At 60.8% G+C, this 19,842-nt stretch carries 16 protein-coding genes; 8 read left to right on the plus strand and 8 right to left on the minus strand.

Translation table 11 applies throughout. The annotated features are described in order from the left end of the window. Window positions 1-49 precede the first annotated feature (49 nt). On the plus strand, window positions 50-1,156 hold the full coding sequence (locus tag HJC04_RS12880) for a TRAP transporter substrate-binding protein (protein WP_210629812.1): 1,107 nt from the start codon (window positions 50-52) through the stop codon (window positions 1,154-1,156). 81 nt (window positions 1,157-1,237) lie between these two features. On the opposite strand, the gene HJC04_RS12885 is transcribed toward HJC04_RS12880, so the two are convergent. Continuing rightward, window positions 1,238-2,731 (minus strand): TRAP transporter large permease subunit, encoded by a 1,494-nt coding sequence (locus tag HJC04_RS12885; protein WP_221146390.1) that lies wholly within the window; start codon window positions 2,729-2,731, stop codon window positions 1,238-1,240. Between the two features lie 20 nt (window positions 2,732-2,751). Further along, window positions 2,752-3,291, minus strand: a complete 540-nt coding sequence (locus tag HJC04_RS12890) for a TRAP transporter small permease subunit (protein ID WP_210629814.1) — start codon at window positions 3,289-3,291, stop codon at window positions 2,752-2,754. Between the two features lie 327 nt (window positions 3,292-3,618). On the opposite strand from HJC04_RS12890, the gene HJC04_RS12895 reads away from it, so the two are divergent. The 6 genes from HJC04_RS12895 to HJC04_RS12920 all read left to right on the plus strand — a co-directional run bounded on the left by HJC04_RS12895 (window position 3,619) and on the right by HJC04_RS12920 (window position 10,522). Then, window positions 3,619-5,922: a bifunctional diguanylate cyclase/phosphodiesterase gene (locus HJC04_RS12895; RefSeq protein ID WP_210629815.1), complete on the plus strand. Its 2,304-nt coding sequence runs from the start codon at window positions 3,619-3,621 to the stop codon at window positions 5,920-5,922. A 141-nt stretch (window positions 5,923-6,063) separates the two neighbouring features. Next, window positions 6,064-6,816, plus strand: coding sequence for an N-acyl amino acid synthase FeeM domain-containing protein (locus HJC04_RS12900; protein WP_210629816.1), 753 nt, complete (start codon window positions 6,064-6,066; stop codon window positions 6,814-6,816). Between the two features lie 223 nt (window positions 6,817-7,039). Further along, on the plus strand, window positions 7,040-7,264 hold the full coding sequence (locus HJC04_RS12905) for an aa3-type cytochrome c oxidase subunit IV (protein ID WP_011426827.1): 225 nt from the start codon (window positions 7,040-7,042) through the stop codon (window positions 7,262-7,264). Window positions 7,265-7,573: 309 nt separating this feature from the next. Continuing rightward, window positions 7,574-8,722, plus strand: a complete 1,149-nt coding sequence (locus HJC04_RS12910) for a Re/Si-specific NAD(P)(+) transhydrogenase subunit alpha (RefSeq protein ID WP_221146391.1) — start codon at window positions 7,574-7,576, stop codon at window positions 8,720-8,722. Next, a complete protein-coding gene (locus tag HJC04_RS12915) occupies window positions 8,722-9,120 on the plus strand; it encodes a proton-translocating transhydrogenase family protein (protein WP_003582338.1) in 399 nt (132 codons plus the stop codon). Before HJC04_RS12910 ends, HJC04_RS12915 begins: the two co-directional genes overlap by 1 nt. Before the next feature lie 7 nt (window positions 9,121-9,127). Continuing rightward, window positions 9,128-10,522: an NAD(P)(+) transhydrogenase (Re/Si-specific) subunit beta gene (locus tag HJC04_RS12920; protein WP_210629818.1), complete on the plus strand. Its 1,395-nt coding sequence runs from the start codon at window positions 9,128-9,130 to the stop codon at window positions 10,520-10,522. Between the two features lie 31 nt (window positions 10,523-10,553). Here HJC04_RS12920 and HJC04_RS12925 read toward each other — a convergent pair whose 3' ends face one another. The 5 genes from HJC04_RS12925 to HJC04_RS12945 form a co-directional block, all read right to left on the minus strand. After that, window positions 10,554-11,036: a DUF992 domain-containing protein gene (locus HJC04_RS12925; RefSeq protein WP_221146392.1), complete on the minus strand. Its 483-nt coding sequence runs from the start codon at window positions 11,034-11,036 to the stop codon at window positions 10,554-10,556. A gap of 59 nt (window positions 11,037-11,095) precedes the next feature. Further along, window positions 11,096-12,748, minus strand: a complete 1,653-nt coding sequence (locus tag HJC04_RS12930) for a sensor histidine kinase (protein ID WP_221146393.1) — start codon at window positions 12,746-12,748, stop codon at window positions 11,096-11,098. A 430-nt stretch (window positions 12,749-13,178) separates the two neighbouring features. After that, window positions 13,179-14,045 carry a tetratricopeptide repeat protein gene (locus HJC04_RS12935; protein ID WP_210629821.1) on the minus strand — a complete coding sequence of 289 codons (867 nt, stop codon included), beginning with the start codon at window positions 14,043-14,045 and terminating at the stop codon, window positions 13,179-13,181. 134 nt (window positions 14,046-14,179) lie between these two features. After that, window positions 14,180-14,392: a 30S ribosomal protein S21 gene (gene rpsU / locus HJC04_RS12940; RefSeq protein WP_003585885.1), complete on the minus strand. Its 213-nt coding sequence runs from the start codon at window positions 14,390-14,392 to the stop codon at window positions 14,180-14,182. 156 nt (window positions 14,393-14,548) lie between these two features. Further along, entirely contained in the window at window positions 14,549-16,099 is a 1,551-nt protein-coding gene (locus tag HJC04_RS12945) for an adenylate/guanylate cyclase domain-containing protein (RefSeq protein WP_247241746.1), read from the minus strand. A gap of 355 nt (window positions 16,100-16,454) precedes the next feature. Between HJC04_RS12945 and HJC04_RS12950 the strand changes: the two genes are divergently transcribed. Next, a complete protein-coding gene (locus tag HJC04_RS12950; protein WP_221146499.1) occupies window positions 16,455-18,626 on the plus strand; it encodes a CHASE2 domain-containing protein in 2,172 nt (723 codons plus the stop codon). Between the two features lie 6 nt (window positions 18,627-18,632). Here the strand turns inward: HJC04_RS12950 and HJC04_RS12955 are convergent, their stop codons facing one another. Then, a complete protein-coding gene (locus tag HJC04_RS12955; protein WP_259668860.1) occupies window positions 18,633-19,670 on the minus strand; it encodes a FecR domain-containing protein in 1,038 nt (345 codons plus the stop codon). Window positions 19,671-19,842 lie beyond the last annotated feature (172 nt).

Genomic DNA, 19,842 nt, shown 5'->3' on the forward strand with positions numbered 1-19,842 from the left:
GGTAGGGATGGATTGGCCGCGCAGTGCCATCTATACGGGAGGTTTTTTGATGGATCGTCGTTCGTTTTTCAAGAAGGCGGGAACCGCCGGCGCCGGAGCGGTTGCCGCAACGGCGCTGGCAGCGCCTGCGATCGCGCAGGAGAATCCGAAGATCGCATGGCGTATGACGTCATCGTTTCCGAAGAGCCTGGACACGATCTATGGCGGTGCGGAAGACATCGCCAAGCATGTTGCCGCCGCCACCGACGGTAATTTCACGATCCAGCCTTTCGCGGCCGGTGAAGTCGTGCCGGGCCTGCAGGCTGTCGATGCGGTGGCCGCAGGGACCGTCGAGGCAGCACACACCACCTCCTATTATTTCGTCGGCAAGGATCCGGCCTATGCCTTCGGAACAGCCATCCCGTTTGGATTGAACAGCCGCCTGACCAATGCCTGGTTCTACGAGGGCAATGGCAATACGCTGATGAACGAGTTCTACGCCACACAGGGCATGTATGCCCTGCCGGCCGGCAATACCGGCGCGCAGATGGGCGGCTGGTTCCGCAAGGAGATCAATACGCTTGACGATCTGAAGGGTGTGAAGATGCGCATTGCCGGCCTTGCCGGACGCATCATGGAGAAGGTCGGCGTCGTCCCGCAGCAGATCGCCGGCGGCGACATCTACCCGGCGCTCGAAAAGGGCACGATCGATGCGGCCGAGTTCGTCGGTCCCTATGACGACCTGAAGCTCGGCTTCCACAAGGTGGCGAAATACTACTATTACCCAGGCTGGTGGGAAGGTGGCCCGACGGTGCACGCCTTCTTCAACCTGGAAAAGTGGAGCAACCTGCCGAAGCACTATCAGGCAGCGCTCGCCGACGCCTGCGCCTTCGCCAACACCAACATGCTGGCGAAATACGACATGAAGAATCCGACGGCGCTGAAACAGCTCGTTGCGGAGGGTGCGACGTTGCGCCCCTTCAGCCAGGAGATCATGGAAGCCTGCTTCCAGGCGGCAATGGGCATCTACGGCGAAATTTCGGCCAACAACCAGTATTTCAAGAAGATCTACGAGGACCAGACCGCCTTCAAGCGCGACGCCTATCTCTGGATGCAGCTTTCGGAATACACCTTCGATACATTCATGATGATCCAGCAGCGGGCCGGGAAGCTTTAGGCTTTCCACGACCGACATCGACGCTTTAGGCGAATGCAAGAAAAACCCCGGATCATTGATCCGGGGTTTGTTTTTGTTTGGCTATTTGGCTGGCGCCGGCGGGGCGCCCGGCAGGCCGTTCAGCGGCGGCAGGGTCAGGCCCGGAATCTGCGGCGAGCCGTTGCCCCCGCCGCCCACCGGGGGCAGGCCGAGCTGGCCGCCGAAGCCGGGGACTTCGATCTTGATCGAGTTCGGATCGACCTTGGGGCCATGATCCAGCCAGTAGGTGACCGACTGCGGCCAGAAAATCACGATCGCCACGAGGATGATCTGCATGCCGACCCAGGGAAGGGCGCCCATGTAGATATCCGAGGTCTTGACGTCCTTGCTGGCGATCGAGCGGAGGTAGAAGAGCGCAAAGCCGAAGGGCGGATGCATGAAGCTGGTCTGCATGTTGACGCAGATCAGCACGCCGAACCAGATCAGGTCGATCCCAAGACTGGAGGCTACGGGGGCGAGCATCGGGATGACGATGAAGGCAATCTCGAAGAAATCGAGAAAGAAGGCGAGCACGAAGATGAAGATGTTGACGAAGATCAGGAAACCGACCGGGCCGCCGGGAATCCCCGACAGCATGTGCTCGATCCAGCGCGAACCATCCATGCCCTGGAAGACCAGGCTGAAGCAGGTGGAGCCGATCAGGATCATCACCACCATCGACGTAATATGGGTGGTCGATGTCATTGCTTCGCGGATCAGCGGCCAGGTAAGACGGCGGTTCATGGCTGCCAGGGCCATGGCGCCGACGACGCCGAGCGCGCCGGCTTCCGTCGGCGTCGCAAGACCCATGAAGATCGTACCGAGCACGAGAAAGATCAGCACGATCGAGGGCACCATGCCCATCAGCACCCTCGCTAAAAGCGCCCAGTTGAAGTCACCGCGCACCTCTTTCGGCAGCGGTGGCATCGATTTCGGCTGGATGATCGACATCACCAGGATGAAGAGCACGAAAATCGTCACCTGCAGGATCGAGGGGCCGATGGCGCCGAGATACATGTCGCCGACCGATCTGCCGAGCTGGTCGGCGAGGACGACGAGCACGAGCGAGGGCGGGATCACCTGGGTGATTGTACCCGAAGCGGCAATGACGCCGGTGGCAAGGCGCGGGCTGTAGCCATAACGCAGCATGATCGGCAGCGAGATCACCCCCATGGTAATGACGGAGGCGGCTACCGTGCCGGTGATGGCGCCGAGCACGGCGCCGACGAGGATGACCGCATAGGCGAGGCCGCCGGGAACGCCGCCGAAGAGCTTGCCGGTGCCTTCGAGCAGATCCTCGGCAAGGCCGCAGCGTTCTAATATCGCCCCCATGAAGGTGAAGAAGGGAATGGCGAGCAAGAGGTCGTTGGAGACGATGCCGAAAAAGCGCAGCGGCAGCGCTTGCAGAAAGGCTTCGCTGAAATGACCGGTGACGATGCCGATGATGCCGAAGAACAGGCCGACGGCGGCGAGTGAAAAGGCGACCGGAAAGCCATAGAGCATGAAGATGACCATGCCCAGGAACATGGCCGGCGGAATGATGCCGAAATCAAACAAATCCGTTCCTCCCGGGAGCGCTACTGCAGCGGCTTTTCGTATTTGGTGTCGATGCTGATGTGGCCGGTCAGCGCCGCGATCCGTTTGATCAGCTCGGAAACGCCCTGGAGGGAAAGCAGCGCGAAGCCGGCGACGAGGATCAGCTTGACGGGCCAGCGGATCAGCCCACCGGCATTGCCCGATATTTCTCCCTGCCGATAGGAAAGCGCGAAGAAGGGCCAGCAGAGCCAGGTGAGGAACACGCAGACGGGAATGAGGAACAGGATGAGGCCGACGATGTCGATCCAGATCTTCGCCTTGTCGGACACTGCGCCATAAATCAGGTCAACACGAACGTGCTCATTGTTGCGCAGCGCATGCGAGGCGCCGAGCATGACGACGAAGGCGAAGAGGTACCACTGGATCTCAAGCCAACCGTTCGAGCTGTAGTTGAAGGTGTAGCGGACGATGGCATTACCGGCGCTGATGAGACAGCAGAACAGGACCATATATTCGGAAAGTTTGCCCATGATCCGACTGACCGAATCAATCAGCCGGCTTGCCGCCAGAAGTCTCGACATTCGTTTCCCTTGTTCTTGTCCTGCCATTTTTCGGCAGCTTTCCCTCTTTGGAATCGGTGTAGACCACGGCTTTTGAAATTGGAAGGATAAATGCTTCGCGTTAGAGCATAGTCTAAGTCGCAACGGGCGGTCTGTATGGTTCGCCGATGTTTTAACAACCCAGGCGTGGATAAATTATTTTCCAGTTCTCGCCAGCAGGATGCATTATCTCGCGTAAGCTGTGGTGTTCATCCGTTGGTTTTAGAAAATTTGACCAAATGTTTGATTCGATTGAAATCAATTTTTAAAGGGTTGGGCTTAGAATCCCCGCGCACAGGGAAAGTGTGGATGAAGCCAGATAACCCGAACAGGGTCCCTATTGATGTGTATTTGTCGTTTGTGAGCTCCCTTTCCGGGAACCGCATGACGCTTCTTGTCGGCGTGATCGTCCATGTCGCCACGTGCCTTGCAGTGGCTGCCAAGACACAGTACTCCATCTACATCCTGCTGTCGGTCGCCTTCCTTCTGGTCTTCAGCGCTCGCATGGCCATCTTCCGGCAGTTCGATCGTATCGACAAGCAGAGCCTGTCGCGCGCCGGGATCGAACGTTGGGAGAGGATTCTTGTTGCCTCCGGATCCTGCACCACCGCACTCCTCGGCATCGCCAGCGGCTACGCTATCTTCGTCGTGCACGATTCCTTTGCGGAGCTTGCCTGCATTTCCGTCACCATGGCGACCATGGTTTCCGTTGTCGGGCGCAACTACGGCTCGCGTTTCGCGGTCGACCTCCAGACGGCCTTCTGCTGCCTGCCGATGATCGTCGGCAGCCTGCTGGCGCTGGACTTCTATCGCGGCGTGCTGTCGATCTTTCTCATCCCGTTCTGGCTGACGACGCGGGCGATGGCGAACGGCGTGCGCGAGTTTCTGTATGAGAATGTTATCGCGCGCCGGGAAATCACCATCATCGCCGACCGTTTCGACACGGCGCTCAACAACATGCCGCATGGCCTCGTGATGGTCGATGCCGAAAACCGCATCCAGGTCGTCAACCGCAAGGCCTGCGAACTGTTGAAAATCGGCGCGCCGGAGCGGTTGAAGGACCGCGATCTTGGCGCCGTGCTGCGCTATGGCGCACGCTACAGCTTCATGGACGCCTCACAGCCGGAGCTCATTCTGCGCCAGCTCACCCAGGTGGCCGAAGGCAACCTGTCGCGCACGCTCATTCATTTTCCCGAGAGCCTGTCGCTCGAATTCTCCGCCAGCCGCAGGGCTGACGGCGGCGCAGTGCTGATCTTCGAAGACGTATCCAGCCGTGTGAAAGCCGAGCAGAAGATCATGCACATGGTCCGCTTCGATGCGCTGACCGGCCTGCCGAACCGCGAATATTTCGGCCAGCTGGTGCAGGAGTATCTCGCCAAACATCCGAGGAAATCGGGGCCGCTTGGCTTTATGGTGCTCGATATCGACGAGTTCAAACATGTCAACGACATGCGCGGTCACGTCACCGGCGACCATCTGCTTTGCGCCATCGCCGCCCGCATCAAACAGGTCTGTGGCAACGCCATCCTCGGCCGGCTGATGGGCGACCAGTTCATCCTGTTCTTCCCGCATGCGAAGGAGCCAGCCTCACTCGACCTCGAGATCCGTCGCGTGCACGCTGCGATCCAAGGCCATTTTGAGGTCGATGAACTGACCTTCCTCATTTCGCTCAGTGCTGGTTACGCCATTCTCGAAAGTTCCGCTTTTGCGATGGACGAATGGAGCGTCAAGGCGGATCTTGCGCTGTTCGAGAGCAAGTCGCGCTTCAGGGGCGGTATATCGGGCTTCGAACGCGAGATGGACGGGCGCTATATCGAGCAGCAGAAGCTGAAAGCAGACCTTCGCGAGGCGGTCACGGCGCAGGCGCTGCATCTCGTCTTTCAGCCAATGTTCCGGTCTGACGGCTCGCGCATCGAATGCGCCGAGGCGCTGGCGCGCTGGGTGCATCCGGAGAAGGGTTCAATTCCGCCTGATGTCTTCATCCGGCTCGCCGAGGATATGGGCATCATCTCCGACATCACCCGTTTCGTGCTGTTCAAGGCCTGCAGCGAATGCATGACCTGGCCGGAGCACATCGCCGTCTCGGTCAACCTCTCGGCACGGGATTTGCGCGATGCCGACATTCTGTCGGTGGTCGCCGACGCGCTTGCCAATTCCGGGCTCGACGCGGCGCGGCTGCATCTCGAAGTCACCGAAAGCTGCCTGATCGACGAGCCGCAGGCTGTGCGCGCCATCCTGGCGGAACTCAGAGCCCGCGGCATCACCATCGCGATCGACGATTTCGGCACCGGCTTCTCCAGCCTCAGCTATCTCGACACGCTGCCGCTCGATATCGTCAAGATCGACCGCTCTTTCGTGCGTAATATCGTCGAGGATACCCGTCGCCTCAAGCTCTTGCGCGGCACGGTCAACCTCGCTAGGGAACTCGGCCTCAAGATCGTCATCGAGGGGGTTGAGACCGAAGAGCAGCTCGCATTGCTCAACAAACACCGCAGCACCGATCTGGTGCAGGGCTATGTTTTCTCGCAGCCGGTGCCTTCCCAGAACATCCCGCTTCTGCAACAGGGCGTCGGCCGCCGCGTCGTCCAACGTCGCCGCAACAAGGTCGCCTGAGCACTCGGCAGCCGCCTATTTTCCTTGTCACACTCCCCCGCCGTTAACCTTAATACTTTATAATTGGTCCGAATTATCGGATTTCCTTGCCTAAATCTCGCGGGCATATGATTAATGATCCGTTAACGAGTGGATCAAAATATGTCAGACACACTGTTCACGCGTAGTGATTTCAGTACGAAAATTTTGGAAATTCTCGATCACGTCGAATATCGCCGTGTCGAAAGCAGCGAAGACATGGAGGAGGTGGAGCGGCTGCGCTACAAGGCCTACAAGGCCCACGGCGCGCTGTCGCTTGCCCCGGAAGGCCTATTGGACGATGTCGATTTCGACAGCCATGCTTATATCTTCGGTCTCTACTATTATGGCGAACTGGTCAGTACGATCCGAATTCATTATGTGACGCCGGAGCATCGTATCAGCCGATCCGGAGAGGCCTTTCCCGAGGCGATGGATGAGCTTTTGGACGCGGGGCTGACCTTGATCGACCCGGCGCGTTTCGCAGCCGATCCGGAGCTCACCGCCAACATGCCATGGGTTCCCTATCTGACGCTGAGACCTGCCATCGTCGCGGCAGCGTATTTCCGGGCTGACCGCGTTATTCAGTCCGTCCGGCCCCCGCATGCCGCCTTCTACAAGCGGGTCTTCTATGCCGATACCATCGTGCCCGGCCGACTGGCGGAGAGTTACGGGGTTGATGTCACGCTGATGGCGACGAATGTGGTGGAGGTGGGGCGCAAGTTGTTGACGCGCTATCCTTTCTTCATCTCCAGCGCCAGCGAACAGCGCATGATGTTTTCGCGCACTCCCCACGATACGCTGCCGCCGCTTACCATCATCCCGACGGCGCGCTTCGTGCCGCAAGGTGAATTCGGCACCGACCTGCCGCTGTAATTTCTCCTGCTCTGCGAATGAGGAGAAGTCATATAGCGGTAACAAAATCCGCAGCCGACGCCCTCACGTTTTTCCTTGCGGAAGAAGGTGGTTTGGAACCGCGGCTGCGGCATTCTCATGCATTGCGCTTTCGCCTGTCATTGTGTAATTCCTGCAGGCAGGGACTTCCCTCGGCGTAAGAGGGAATCAGGCAGCGCAAAAGCATTTCAGGGAGACGATATTTATGGCCGAACATCATACCGGACCGGTCGAGACCGGCGCGCCGATGGATTACAAGGAACATGAGCAGACCTACAACATGTTCATTGCCGGCACGAAATACGGCACGATGCTTCTCGTCGTTCTCCTGCTGGCGATGACCGCCGGTTTCTTCGGCGGCGCCGGCCTTCTCGGTGGCCTCTTCGTCTTCATCGTTCTTCTCGCCGCCGGCATCTTCCTGTTCCGCTGATCGCGGCTGGCGCATCGGCCTGAAAATCGCAATTGACTTTCAGCAAACACGATGTGTCGACTGAGGGAGTTGCAGCGTCTTTGTGCGTCCGGAGGGGGACGCACGGCGCTCTAAGGGGAGGGGAGGCTTCTCCGAAGCTTTGTGAATTAGAGCGGTTCAGCTTTTCACCGAAGCGCAGAACCGCTCTAACATTTTGGATTTACGCAATTCCGGACGGAAAACCGATTCGCACTTTCCTGGAATTGCTCTAGGTGCTTGGCCTGCGCAGGCGAGCCTGCGGCGGTCTGGCTGACCCGGAGGAGGGGGCAGTTGGGCAATATTGTTTTCGTTGCAAAGGAAGTCACGGACGGAGAGACGCGAGTCGCGGCTTCCGCCGAGACCGTGAAGAAGATGAAAAGTTTCGGCTTCGATGTCGTCGTCGAAGCCGGCGCCGGTACGGCTTCGCGCATTCCGGACGCCGAGTTCGAGGCCGTCGGCGCGAGAATCGGCAGTTTTGCCGATGCCGCCTCGGCCGACGTGGTGCTGAAGGTGCGCCGCCCGAGCCCATCGGAAATCGCGGGTTATAAGAGCGGCGCCGTCGTCATCGCGATCATGGACCCCTACGGCAATGAGGAGGCGATTGCGGCACTCGCGAGCGCCGGGCTTTCGGCTTTCGCCATGGAGCTGATGCCGCGCATCACCCGCGCCCAGTCGATGGACGTGCTCTCCTCTCAGGCCAATCTCGCCGGCTACCAGGCCGTCATCGAGGCCGCGGCGGTCTATGATCGCGCCATGCCGATGATGATGACGGCGGCAGGCACGGTGCCGGCCGCCAAGGTCTTCGTCATGGGCGCCGGCGTTGCCGGCCTCCAGGCGATTGCGACGGCGCGCCGCCTCGGTGCTGCGGTCTCGGCCACCGACGTGCGCCCGGCCGCCAAGGAGCAGGTTGCCTCGCTCGGCGCCAAATTCATTGCTGTCGAGGATGAGGAGTTCAAGGCAGCGGAAACGGCCGGCGGTTATGCCAAGGAAATGTCGGCAGACTATCAGGCGAAGCAGGCGGCGCTCGTCGCCGAACATATCGCCAAGCAGGATATCGTCATCACCACGGCTCTCATTCCCGGCCGGCCGGCGCCGCGGCTCGTCTCGCGCGCCATGCTTTCCTCTATGAAGCCAGGTGCGGTCGCCGTCGACCTCGCGGTCGAGCGCGGCGGCAATATCGAGGGTGTCGTCGCCGGCGAGGTCGCCGACGTCGACGGCGTCAGCGTGATCGGCTTTGCGAATATGCCGGGCCGGGTCGCGGCCAGCGCCTCGGCGCTTTACGCCAAGAACCTCGTCACCTTCCTCGAGACGATGGTCAACAAGGAAACGAAGGCGGTCGTCGTCAACCTCGACGACGAGCTCGTCAAGGCAACGATGCTGACCTATGCCGGCGACGTGGTTCATCCCGCCTTCGGCGGTGCGAAGAAGGGAGACATATGATGGCCAGCGAAGCAATGGACAGAGCCCTGCAGCAGTTAAACGACGCCGTGACGGCCGTCGCCACTGCAGCCGCGCATGCCCCGGAAGCGGCAAGTGCGGCAACGGGCGGGGCAATTGATCCCTTCGTCTTTCAGCTGGCGATCTTCGTCTTGTCGATTTTCGTCGGCTATTACGTCGTCTGGTCGGTGACGCCGGCGCTGCATACGCCGCTGATGGCGGTGACTAACGCGATCTCCTCGGTCATCGTCGTCGGCGCGCTGCTGGCGGTCGGCATCTCCACAAGCGGACTTGCGACCGGCTTCGGCTTCGTCGCCCTGGTGCTGGTTTCGGTCAACATCTTCGGCGGCTTCCTGGTCACGCAGCGCATGCTTTCGATGTACCGCAAGAAAGACAGGTGAGGGACCGATGACCAATATCGCAGCCTTCCTCTACCTCGTTTCCGGCGTCCTCTTCATTCTGGCGCTGCGCGGCCTGTCGCACCCGGCCACCAGCCGCAAGGGCAATCTCTACGGCATGATCGGCATGGGGATCGCCATCCTGACGACGCTGGTGTTGGCGATGCCCAATTTCGCCGGCTTCGTGCTGATCGTCCTCGGCCTTGCCATCGGCGGCAGCGTCGGCGCCTATGTCGCCCGCACCATCGCCATGACCTCGATGCCGCAGCTCGTTGCCGGTTTCCATTCGCTGGTCGGCCTTGCCGCCGTGCTGGTCGCCGCCTCCGCGCTTTATACGCCCGCCTCCTTCGGCATCGGCGATATCGGCCATATCCACACCGAGGCGCGCATCGAGATGGCGCTGGGCGTCGCGATTGGGGCGCTGACTTTCACCGGCTCGATCATCGCCTTCCTGAAGCTCGACGGGCGCATGTCCGGTAAGCCGATCCTGCTGCCCTACCGGCACCTGATCAATGCAACCCTGCTGGCGCTGATCGTGCTCTTCATCATCGGCCTTGCCGCGACCGAAAGCCACTTCGACTTCTGGGCGGTCGTGGCACTGTCGCTGGCGCTCGGTGTCCTGCTGATCGTGCCGATCGGCGGGGCCGACATGCCCGTCGTCGTCTCGATGCTCAATTCCTATTCAGGCTGGGCTGCGGCCGGCATCGGCTTCACGCTCGGCAATCTGGCGCTGATCATCACCGGCGCGCTCGTCGGTTCCTCAGGCGCCATCCTGTCCTACATCATGTGCAAAGGGATGAACCGCTCCTTCATTTCCGTCATTCTCGGCGGCTTCGGTGGCGAGACGGCGTCGAGTGGGGCCGATACGTCAGACAAGACCGTCAAGCTCGGCTCGGCTGAGGATGCAGCCTATCTGATGGCGAATGCCTCGAAGGTCATCATCGTGCCGGGATACGGCATGGCGGTCGCCCAGGCCCAGCATGCGCTGCGCGAACTTGCCGACAATCTGAAGAAGAACGGCGTCGAGGTGAAATATGCTATCCACCCGGTCGCCGGCCGCATGCCCGGCCATATGAACGTGCTGCTGGCCGAAGCCAATGTTCCCTATGACGAGGTCTTCGAGCTCGAGGATATCAATTCGGAATTTGCCCAGGCCGACGTCGCCTATGTCATCGGCGCCAATGACGTCACCAATCCGGCAGCGCGTGACGACAAGACCTCGCCGATCTACGGCATGCCGATCCTCGACGTCGATCGGGCCAAAACCTGCCTGTTCGTCAAGCGCTCGCTCGGTTCGGGTTATGCCGGCATCGACAACACCCTGTTCTACAAGGACGGCACGATGATGCTGCTCGGCGACGCCAAGAAAATGACCGAGGATATCAACAAGGCGATCGCGCATTGAGCTGATGAACCGCCCTTTTGGGGCGGCTTTCTCATATCTCGCCCGGCACCAGCGTCATCTTCTCTACGCCGATCGCCAGGTTCAGCCCTTCCTGGGCCTGGACATTCAGCGGCTGCAGCATGAAAGCTTTGTTGGTGCCGCCGGCGATCACTTTGGCGCCGGCGCCGGCGCCAATGCTCGCATCAGCGCCGACACCGTAATATTCGCCGGCAAGGGCGAATTGTGGCATGTCGGTGCCGGTCTTTGCCAGGACCTGCCAGATCATCACGCTCTTGCCCGTCTGGCCGATATCGAGGCCGAACTTCTCGATTTTACCGGCATAGACTGCCTTGGCGCCGCCGGCTGCCGGCGTGTAGGTGCAGATGAGGTTCTTCTGTGAGGTGACGATCAGACCCTGACCGCCATCCGATCCGCAGACCAGGCGGCCAAGCGTCACATAATTTTCTGCGCTCGCCGGGCTTGCCCAGGCGGCCGTCGTCAGAGCCACGGCGGCCGTCATCGTTTGCTTGAACATGGTCCGTCTCCTTGTGAACGACCTGTTCGAAACGGGTTGAGGTTGCGATTGTTCCTGAGTTATTCCCGCTCCAGCGTGGAGCGCTGAGCTGTCAGAACCCATAACAGGCCTTCTGGCCGGAAATCGATCTCTACCGTACCGCGGAAGGCCGAGGCGGCGTGCGCCTTGATGACGGTCGTGCCGAAACCCGAGCGCGACGGCTCTGTGACCGGCGGGCCGCCGCGCTCCTCCCAGGTGAAGCGGAGCAGGGCATCCGGCTTGTCTTGATCCCCGACATCGTGCCAGTCGAAGCGGACGCGGCCCTGCGGGACGGAAAGCGCGCCATATTTGACCGAATTGGTGGCGAGCTCATGCAGGGCAAGGCCAAGATTCTGCACTGCATCCGGCTTCAGCACGAAATCTTCACCGCTGACCTCGATCTGTTCGCGCGCATGCGGGAAGGCCTGGAGGTGGATGTCGATAACGCGCCTTAGCGACACGCCTCCCCATTGCTCGCTGGTCAGGAGCTCGATCGAACGCGCCAGCCCCTCCAGGCGGTCGGCGACAGCGGCTTGAAAGGTTTCGACGCTTTCGGCCTGTTTGGCAAGCTGGCGCATCATGGCCTGAGCAAGCGTGAGAAGGTTCTTGGTGCGGTGGACGAGTTCATGCATGACGAAGCGCAACCGGTCCTCGGTCTGGCTGCGATCGAATGAGGCGTTCGAAAGAGCGATCGCCACCTGGTTCGCCTCGATGACGCTCGTTTCAACGGGCGAGACGATGTGGCCTTCGCCCATGCGGTTCGCCATGTCGGCAATCTCGCGGATGGTGGTGCGGACTTGCCTGGCGACAGCATAGGCGGCCAGGATCGCGACGAGCACGAGTGCGACGCCGCCGATGATGAGGAAACGCCAGGTGCTGAGAATCGACGCCTGCGCCACCGGCCCCCAGATCACCGTCTTCCACGACCAGCCAGGAATCTGTGCGTAACCGAGGAGCATGTGCGGCAGGATCGCCTTGTCTTCGAAAACACCCCGGGAAAAGCTAAGCGCCGGCAGGATGCGCGGATCGAAGGGGGTGCCAGGCTTGAGGGCGGCGGGACCGGCGGCAACAACCACGTGGCCGCTTTGATCGATGACGGCGGCCGACCAACCGGGGGCAAGACCTTGGGTCGTCACCAGCCGGCCGAGATCCCTGGCGTCCTGGGTGATGATGAGGGCGGCGACAGGATCGCCCTGCCTTGGCAAAGTGACGTTGTAGACCCACTCGCCGCTGGTTCTGCCGTGAAAAACATCGGACGCCTCGATTTGGCCGGATTTCATTGCGGCATCGAGCGCGGCGATGTTTGCCGTCTTTTCGAGCGGCGTGCCGAAAGGCCGGCGCGTGTTCAGCAGTTGCTGGCCATTGCGGTCGACGGCAAGGACATAGAGCGCATTGTTCCGCAGAGCCGTTTCCGTGCGCTCGTGGAAGGAGGCGAGATCGCCGTTTTCAAGTTCAGGAGAGCTCGAAAGCAGCCGCAGCGTCGTCGCCATGTCCTGAAGCTGGCGATCGATGATGCGCGAAAGGGCAAGCGCGTCCTGCGCCGTCTCGCGCTTCAGCGTCGAGCGCTGGTTGTCCTCCAACTGCAGCAGAAGCAGCGCCACGAAGGCGAAGATCGGCAGCGCGATCGCCACCGCCATGGCAACCAGATAGGTGCCGATCGAAGCTTTGGGAAAAAACAGTGCGACGATCTTCATTTATTGCGCGCCGCCGCCACAAGTCCCGGTATTGCCGCGTCCCTTGTGCGTCTTGAAGGACGCGCGGCGCTGCTGTGCGCGCTGTCCGCAACAGTTTCGTCTGCGGTCAGGAAAGCAAAGATCCGCATCTCTCGCAAACCGCCCTCAACGTGTTTTCGCACACCCCGATAGCGGGCTATCGAAGCAGCCACATGTTAGGGGGAGCAAAAGCAGGTTGCAACATACTATGACATGCCATCGAAGCCGGCGGCGGTTTTTCCGTCTCTCTTTTCAAAGCGATGCGGCGCCTTCATGACGGCTTACTCTGGCCACCCGTTGCTGCACGCGCACCGGGCCGGTCATCGATAAAGCGGTTCTGCCGGAGATTTATTTTCCTGCAACGCCAAGGTTCTGGGGGGATCCGATGTTCCGGCCGCCCCAATTCACATCCTTAGCCGGCTGGAGCGCCGACTCGGGCGAGACCATCGCGGGCCGGCTGGTATTTCGGGTCAAGTCCGACCGCATGGCGATAGGAGCGGGCAGCTTTTGCCTTGTCGCCGCGGCGTTCGTAGACAAGAGCCTGGTTGGCCCAGGATTCGGCGATGTTGCCGTTGAGATCGATCGCGTGATTGAAATCGGCAAACGCGTTGTCGTCGTCATTCAGCGCAATATAGGAGATGCCGCGGCCATTATAGGGCTCGGGCGAATTCGGCGCGAGCGAGATGGCCTTCGAGAAATCGTCGATTGCCTTATCCTGCTGATTGCGCTTCTGGTAGATCAGGCCACGATTGTGATAGGCGCGGCCATCGGTCGTGCCGAGCTGGATCGCCTTGCTGAAATCGTTGAAAGCTGCATCGTCCTGTCCGGCTATGCGATAGACATTGCCGCGGCCGATATAGGCGACGTCGTAGCTCGGATTGATCTGCAGGGCGGCATTGTAGTCGGCAATCGCCTGCTGCTGCTGGCCCATGTTGCGATAGACGAGCGCGCGGTTGGCATAGGCCTGGAAGAAGCGCGGGTTGATCTGCAATGCAGTGTTGAAATCATTTAGCGCCTGACGGAACTGGCCGCCGCGGCCATAGGCTGAACCGCGGACATTATACCCTTCGGGATCCCTCGGATTGGCGTTGATAACGGCCGTCAGCGACGCGATGTTTTCTTCCGAGCCCTGCGCCTTGTCGATGCGGATTACGGCATCCGTCGTGTTGGTCGTCTCGCAGCCGGCGAGGCCAACCATGGCCGCCAGCGTCAAGGCCGGCAGGAATGCGGTTTTCTGAAAGCGCCAAGCGCGGGACGGATTGAAGGTGGTATCAGCCATTCGGGCTCGCTTTCCCCATGCGGCATATCCGATATCTGGATACGCGATCTTCAGCGGCAAACTAAAAAGGCGGCGGCGAACCCATCGCCCCCGCCACAATGCATCTGAAAACGTCGAAAAAACGACGGCAACGCTTAGCGTGCGACCAGGCCTTCGCGCTGGGCGCGCTTGCGGGCCAGCTTGCGAACACGGCGAACAGCCTCGGCCTTTTCGCGAGCGCGCTTCTGCGACGGCTTCTCGTAGTAGTCGCGCATCTTCATTTCGCGGAAAATGCCTTCGCGCTGCATCTTCTTCTTGAGAGCGCGGAGAGCCTGATCGACATTGTTATCGCGGACAAGTACCTGCACGAGAATCACGTTCCTTTGGTTTGGTTGATGCCTGAGGCAGCGCAGCGCCAGGGGCAAAAATATAACGTTCGCGCGGCCGCGGCCTTGCGATTGGTGATGCGGGATAGCAGATCGAGTAGGGGAAGTCCAGATGGATATCGGCGGCAGGTGGAAAAATCACATCTGCCCGGCATCCTGTCTCAAGCGAGCCGCTTCCGGCGGGGCCTCGTCCAGGGCGGCGATTGCCTCCTTGAGCGCCGTCCTGACCCGGAGTCGATCGGCAGGCTCCAGCCGGCTCATATCCAGATGCAGGTCGAGACCCGAGAGATGTTCGCTGAGAACCCGGCTTTTGTGTTCGGCGCCGAGCGTCAGTCCATCGACGGCATAGGGCACGACCTCGCGCTGGATGCCCTTCATGGTGATCGGCGGCAAGGGATGGGCATCGACAATCTCGTTCACCAGCGCATAGGTTTCGTAGCTGATGACGATTTCTCCGCCCTGGGCGATCGACTGCAGCCTGGCTGCGAGATTGGCCTCCGCGCCGATGATCGTATAGTCCATGCGATCGTTGCTGCCAAAATTGCCGACGTTGCAATAACCGCTGTTGATGCCCATGCGCACGACGAAAGGCTCCTCGGTGCCGTTTCTGCGCCATCTGTCCTTGAGTTCGCCGAGGCGGCGCTGCATGTCGACGGCCATGCGCAGGCAGGCTTTCGCATCCTCCTCCGGACCCTTCGTTTCCGGGTCGCCGAAGAAGACCAGCATGGCATCGCCGATGAACTTGTCCACCGTGCCGCCATGGGCGAGGGCAATGTTCGACATTTCGGTGAGATATTCGTTGAGCATCTCCGTCAGCGCTTCGGGCTGCAGCCGCTCGGTGGTCGCGGTGAAATCCTTGATGTCGGAGAAGAAAATCGTCAGGCGCTTGCGCTCGGTATGGACGACGACGTCTTTCTGTCCGCTGAAGATGCTTTTGTAGATCTGCGGCGACAGATAGCGTGAAATCTTCAGCGAAACGCTCGCCAGGAATTCGTTCGCCGCTTCGAGATCCCGGTTGGCGCCATGGATCGCGCGGGCCTGCTGGCGCTGCAGCAGAATGAAGCTGAGGCCGATGACGGCGACAAAAAGAAAATAACAGAGCAGATATTTGAAGGCGAAAACGTTGCTTGCATAGGGTTGCTTGATCACCACTTCCTGAATGCCGCGCACATCGCCGACCTTCCAATCGGTCTTCGGGCTTTCCGGGTGGCTGTTGTGACAGGCAACGCAGGCCTGGCTCATGACGACGGGCGTAATGAGCCGTAGGGTATCGGTCAATCCGACGCGGGTGAGGTCGCTCAACGTCTGCTGCGGATTGGCGCGCAACGCGGCAAGCGCTCGTTTCTCGAAATCGTCGAGCTCGTGGGAAGCGCGGCTCTTGAACGGCAGATCGGAGACGAAGCGGTATGTGATGTTGGCCTGCTGCTCCTTTATGACGTCGCCGAGTTCCAGCGAAAGTGTTGCCGGCAGCGGGATGGCGCCTGGGATATTGGCGTAGTTGTGGGAAACGACCGTGCCTGCGGTCGCGCCGCTGGCGTGCGCGGCCAGAACGCGTCCGACGACATTGGCGGAATAGTAGGAGCGGATGCTCGATATTAGCGAGCTCATATCGCGCGCCTGGCGTCTGAGGGTGTTTCCGGAGAGATCGCTGATGTCGAGCCAGACGGCAAGCGGCAGTCCTGCAAGCATCGCCAGCACGACGACGATCAGCCAATAGCCGCTGCGGCGCACGGCGGTTTCGGAAATCACGGGAGCCCCTCACTCTTCGACATAAAAGCATTCGCGCTTCGGCCGTTACAAGAACATTTCGCCGCGCCCCCGGCAAGCTCGAAGCCGAGCCGTCCAAGCAAAAGCATGGCGGAACGACAGCGTCGTCGAATTTGCAGACACTGTTGCGCCGACCGGCGGGAAGCGGAAGGCTGGAAAGCGAAAAGAAGCGTCGGGAGCGCATGGGCGAATGGCGTTCGGACAGAAAGCGGCGTAGCGTGTCGGCCGACAGGCGCGGGCCGCTCGATCGGCCGTGGGAGGGACACCGGTTGAGATGATGACGCGCGTGCAGCAGATCGGTGTCGTTATCGGCCTGGTGATCGTGGCGGCCCTGACGATGCTGCGGGCAGACGATCCCGCAATCTTCAAGCTGATCCGTGGCGTGACTTTCGACGAGTACCAGCGCCTGCTTCCGAGAACATTCGAGCCCATGCCGGTCCATGTGATCGACATCGACGAGGCGTCGCTGCGCGAGTTCGGTCAATGGCCGTGGCCACGGGACCGGTTGGCCATGCTGGTGGACCGGCTCTCCGACATGGGCGCTGCGGCCATCGCCTTCGACGTCCTCTTTTCAGAGCCGGACAGGCTGTCGCCGCGCAACGTCGTGCGCGAGGTCGCGGGGGTTGACCCGTCCCTGGCCGAGAAGCTCCCCGACAATGACGAGATATTTGCCCGCTCGATCTCCGGCAAACCCGTCGTGCTCGGCTTCGGGCTTTCCAACGAGGGCAGTTACCGGCCGCCTGTCAAGGCGGGCTTTGCTTTCACCGGGGAAAGCCCCGTCTCGGCTCCGCCCTACCTTGCCGCATCGACGCCGCTCAGGCCGCAATTGGAAGCCAACGCGGCAGGGCTCGGCCATATCAGCCTCAATCCCGGCAATCCTTCGCCGGTGGTGCGGGCGGTGCCGTTGTTCCTGACCGACGGCGTGCAGCTCTATCCCAATCTCGCCGTCGAGGCGTTGCGCGTCGCGCAGGGTGTATCGACTTATGTAGTGGCCGGCGCGCCCGATCGGGCCGGCGTGATGACATCGGCAAAGATCGGCGATTTCGTCGTGCCGCTAACGGCGGCGGGCGAATTCTGGCTCTATGTCAGCCCCGACCGAGCCGAGCGCTATATCTCCGCCCGCCAGGTGCTCGCCGCCGGAGGCGCCTCTCCCGAGGTCGCTGCCGCCATTGACGGCAGCATCATCTTCATCGGCACCTCGGCGGCAGGCCTGCAGGACATCCGCGTCACGGCGCTCGGCGAGAATGTTCCCGGGGTTTCGATGCATGCGCAGGCCGTCGAACAGATTCTCTCCGGCCGCTTCCTGTCGCGGCCCGATTGGGCGGACGGCCTGGAAATCCTCACGATCGCGGTGCTCGGCTGCCTGCTCGTCGTGGTGACGACTTTCGTCAGTCCCGCCGTCGCACTGGTCTGCGGCCTGCTTATTACCGCAATGGCGCTCGTGGCCTCCTGGCTCTCCTTTCTTTATGCGGGGCTTCTTCTCGATCCGCTGGCTCCGATCGTCAGCGGATCGATCACCCATTTTGCCGCAACCTCGTTCCGCATTCTGGTGATCGACCGGGAAAGGCGCGAGGTGCGGCGCGCCTTCGGACATTATCTTTCTCCGTCACTGCTCCATCGCATCGAACATAACCGCGATGCCTTGCGCCTCGGTGGGGATGACCGGGAGCTGACGGTAATGTTCGTCGACGTCAGGAACTTCACCGAGATCAGCGAAAGGCTGGCACCGACGGATGTCGTTGCCTTCCTGAATACATTGCTCGACGCGCTGAGCCGTCATGTCGTGGCCAACGAAGGTACTCTCGACAAGTTTATCGGCGATTCGATCATGGCATTCTGGAATGCGCCGGTCGATGTTGCGGATCACGAAATCAAGGCGGTTCGCGCGGCGCTCGCCATGCGCGAGACACTCGCCGAACTGAACGCCGCCGACGCCTTCGGTTTCGGATCCGATCAGGAGGTCGGCATCGGCATCGGCATCCATACCGGCGTTGCTTGCGTCGGCAATATGGGCGCCAAGACCCGCTTCAACTATTCGGCTGTCGGAGATGCCGTCAACGTCGCGGCCCGCATCGAATCGTCCTGCAAGGAAGTCGGCTTCGATATTCTTATCTCCGACCGCACCGCACGCTCAGTGCAGGGAATGGCGCTGATCGAAGCGGGCGCCCTTCCGCTCAAGGGGAAGAGCAGCCGGACACAGATCCTTGCCGTCGTCGGCGATGAACGGGTGGCGGTGTCCCAGGAATTCGCCGCGCTCGAGGTCGTTCACCGGCAGCTGATGCAGGCCCTGCAATCGCATTCCAGGAACAGCCGTAAGCTTATCGGGACCGCAAAGCTCAGGGCAGTGCAGGTGATCGGCGGTCTGGCGGAATTCTACCAGCGCATATCCGGCAGGACCGGTCATTTCCGCGAAGTGCCGGAGGGAATCGAAAAGAGCGCTGCAGACTGACGGGCCTCAGCGGCCACGATTGAAATTCCAACCCCTGTCGTGGTTGCGATCGTTGTCATCATCATGATCACGATTGTGATCGCGATCGTGATGTTCATGATCACCGCGGTTGTGTCCGCGATGATCCTCGCCGTGATTTCCGGGCTTGCCGTCATTGTCATGCCGGCCATGGCCATCATGCTTGTCCGGTCTATCCGGCTTGTCATGATGGGGCTTGTCATGATGCGGCCTGTCATGGTCATGATGGGGCTTATCGGGCTTGCTCGGTCGCTCCTTTTGTGGCTCGGCCTGTCTCTGCGGCGGATCCTGTCTTTGCGGAGCTGGCGCAATTGCCGGCGGAGGTCGCACTCTGTCTTTTCGTTCCGGTGCAACCGAGGCCATATTGCAGCCGCCGAGCATGCCGATGCCGCCCGCAAGCCGCTGGTTGCCGGAGAGGAAGGGGAGGGCGCGGGGATTTCCGAGTGTATCGAGAACGCTCGGATCGACTCGGCGGGCCGGCGACATATCGCCGTTCGGCTTGGCGACGACGCAATCGCAGCGCTGCTGCAACTGGCGGCAGCCGCCCGGGCCGCAGAAGCTGGCCGCACCGTTCAGCAAGACGACGGCCGTGGTGCCGTCCTGGCCGACGTAGAAATCGAATGCGGTGCCGCGCACGCCGATGGTGCCGGCGGGCGTCAGAATCTGGTAGGCCGAGGATTGGGAATTGCCGCTGACCCAGCGAAAGGTACCTTTCGCTGCCTTGATGGTGAGTTTCTTGACCGATTGTGAATCGTCGAAGACATATTTGTCGATGACGACCGAAGAGCCCCAGCCGACCGCCAGCTTGGTACCGTCGCGAAACAGGAATTGGCCGAGTCCGGATTGCGATGTCCTGATACGCTCGTCGCGGTGAACGCTGTTGTTGACTTCGATCGGGCCGGCTTGTCCCGTCACCTCGGTCTTGATAACCACAGCCTGGCCGACCGGCTCGGCGGCAGCTGCCAGCCGGACGCCGCATAGCGCAATGAAAAGCGCCTGGAATAAACCCCGCCTCCGTATGCCCATGATACACCAGTCCCGGCAACGGGGAAAAATTAACATCATACTAACTGCTTGTCTTTTCACCCTCTTGGGTTAGGCAAGTCTGCCGCCGGGAGAACGGCGTTCTTCGCAGCATCATGCAAGATGACGTTCGTTTCAGAGTCATCGCCGGACAGCATCGGAAGCTGCGCAGTTT

Origin of the sequence: Rhizobium sp. NLR8a, from assembly GCF_019685235.1 — a bacterium.
Taxonomy (GTDB): domain Bacteria; phylum Pseudomonadota; class Alphaproteobacteria; order Rhizobiales; family Rhizobiaceae; genus Rhizobium.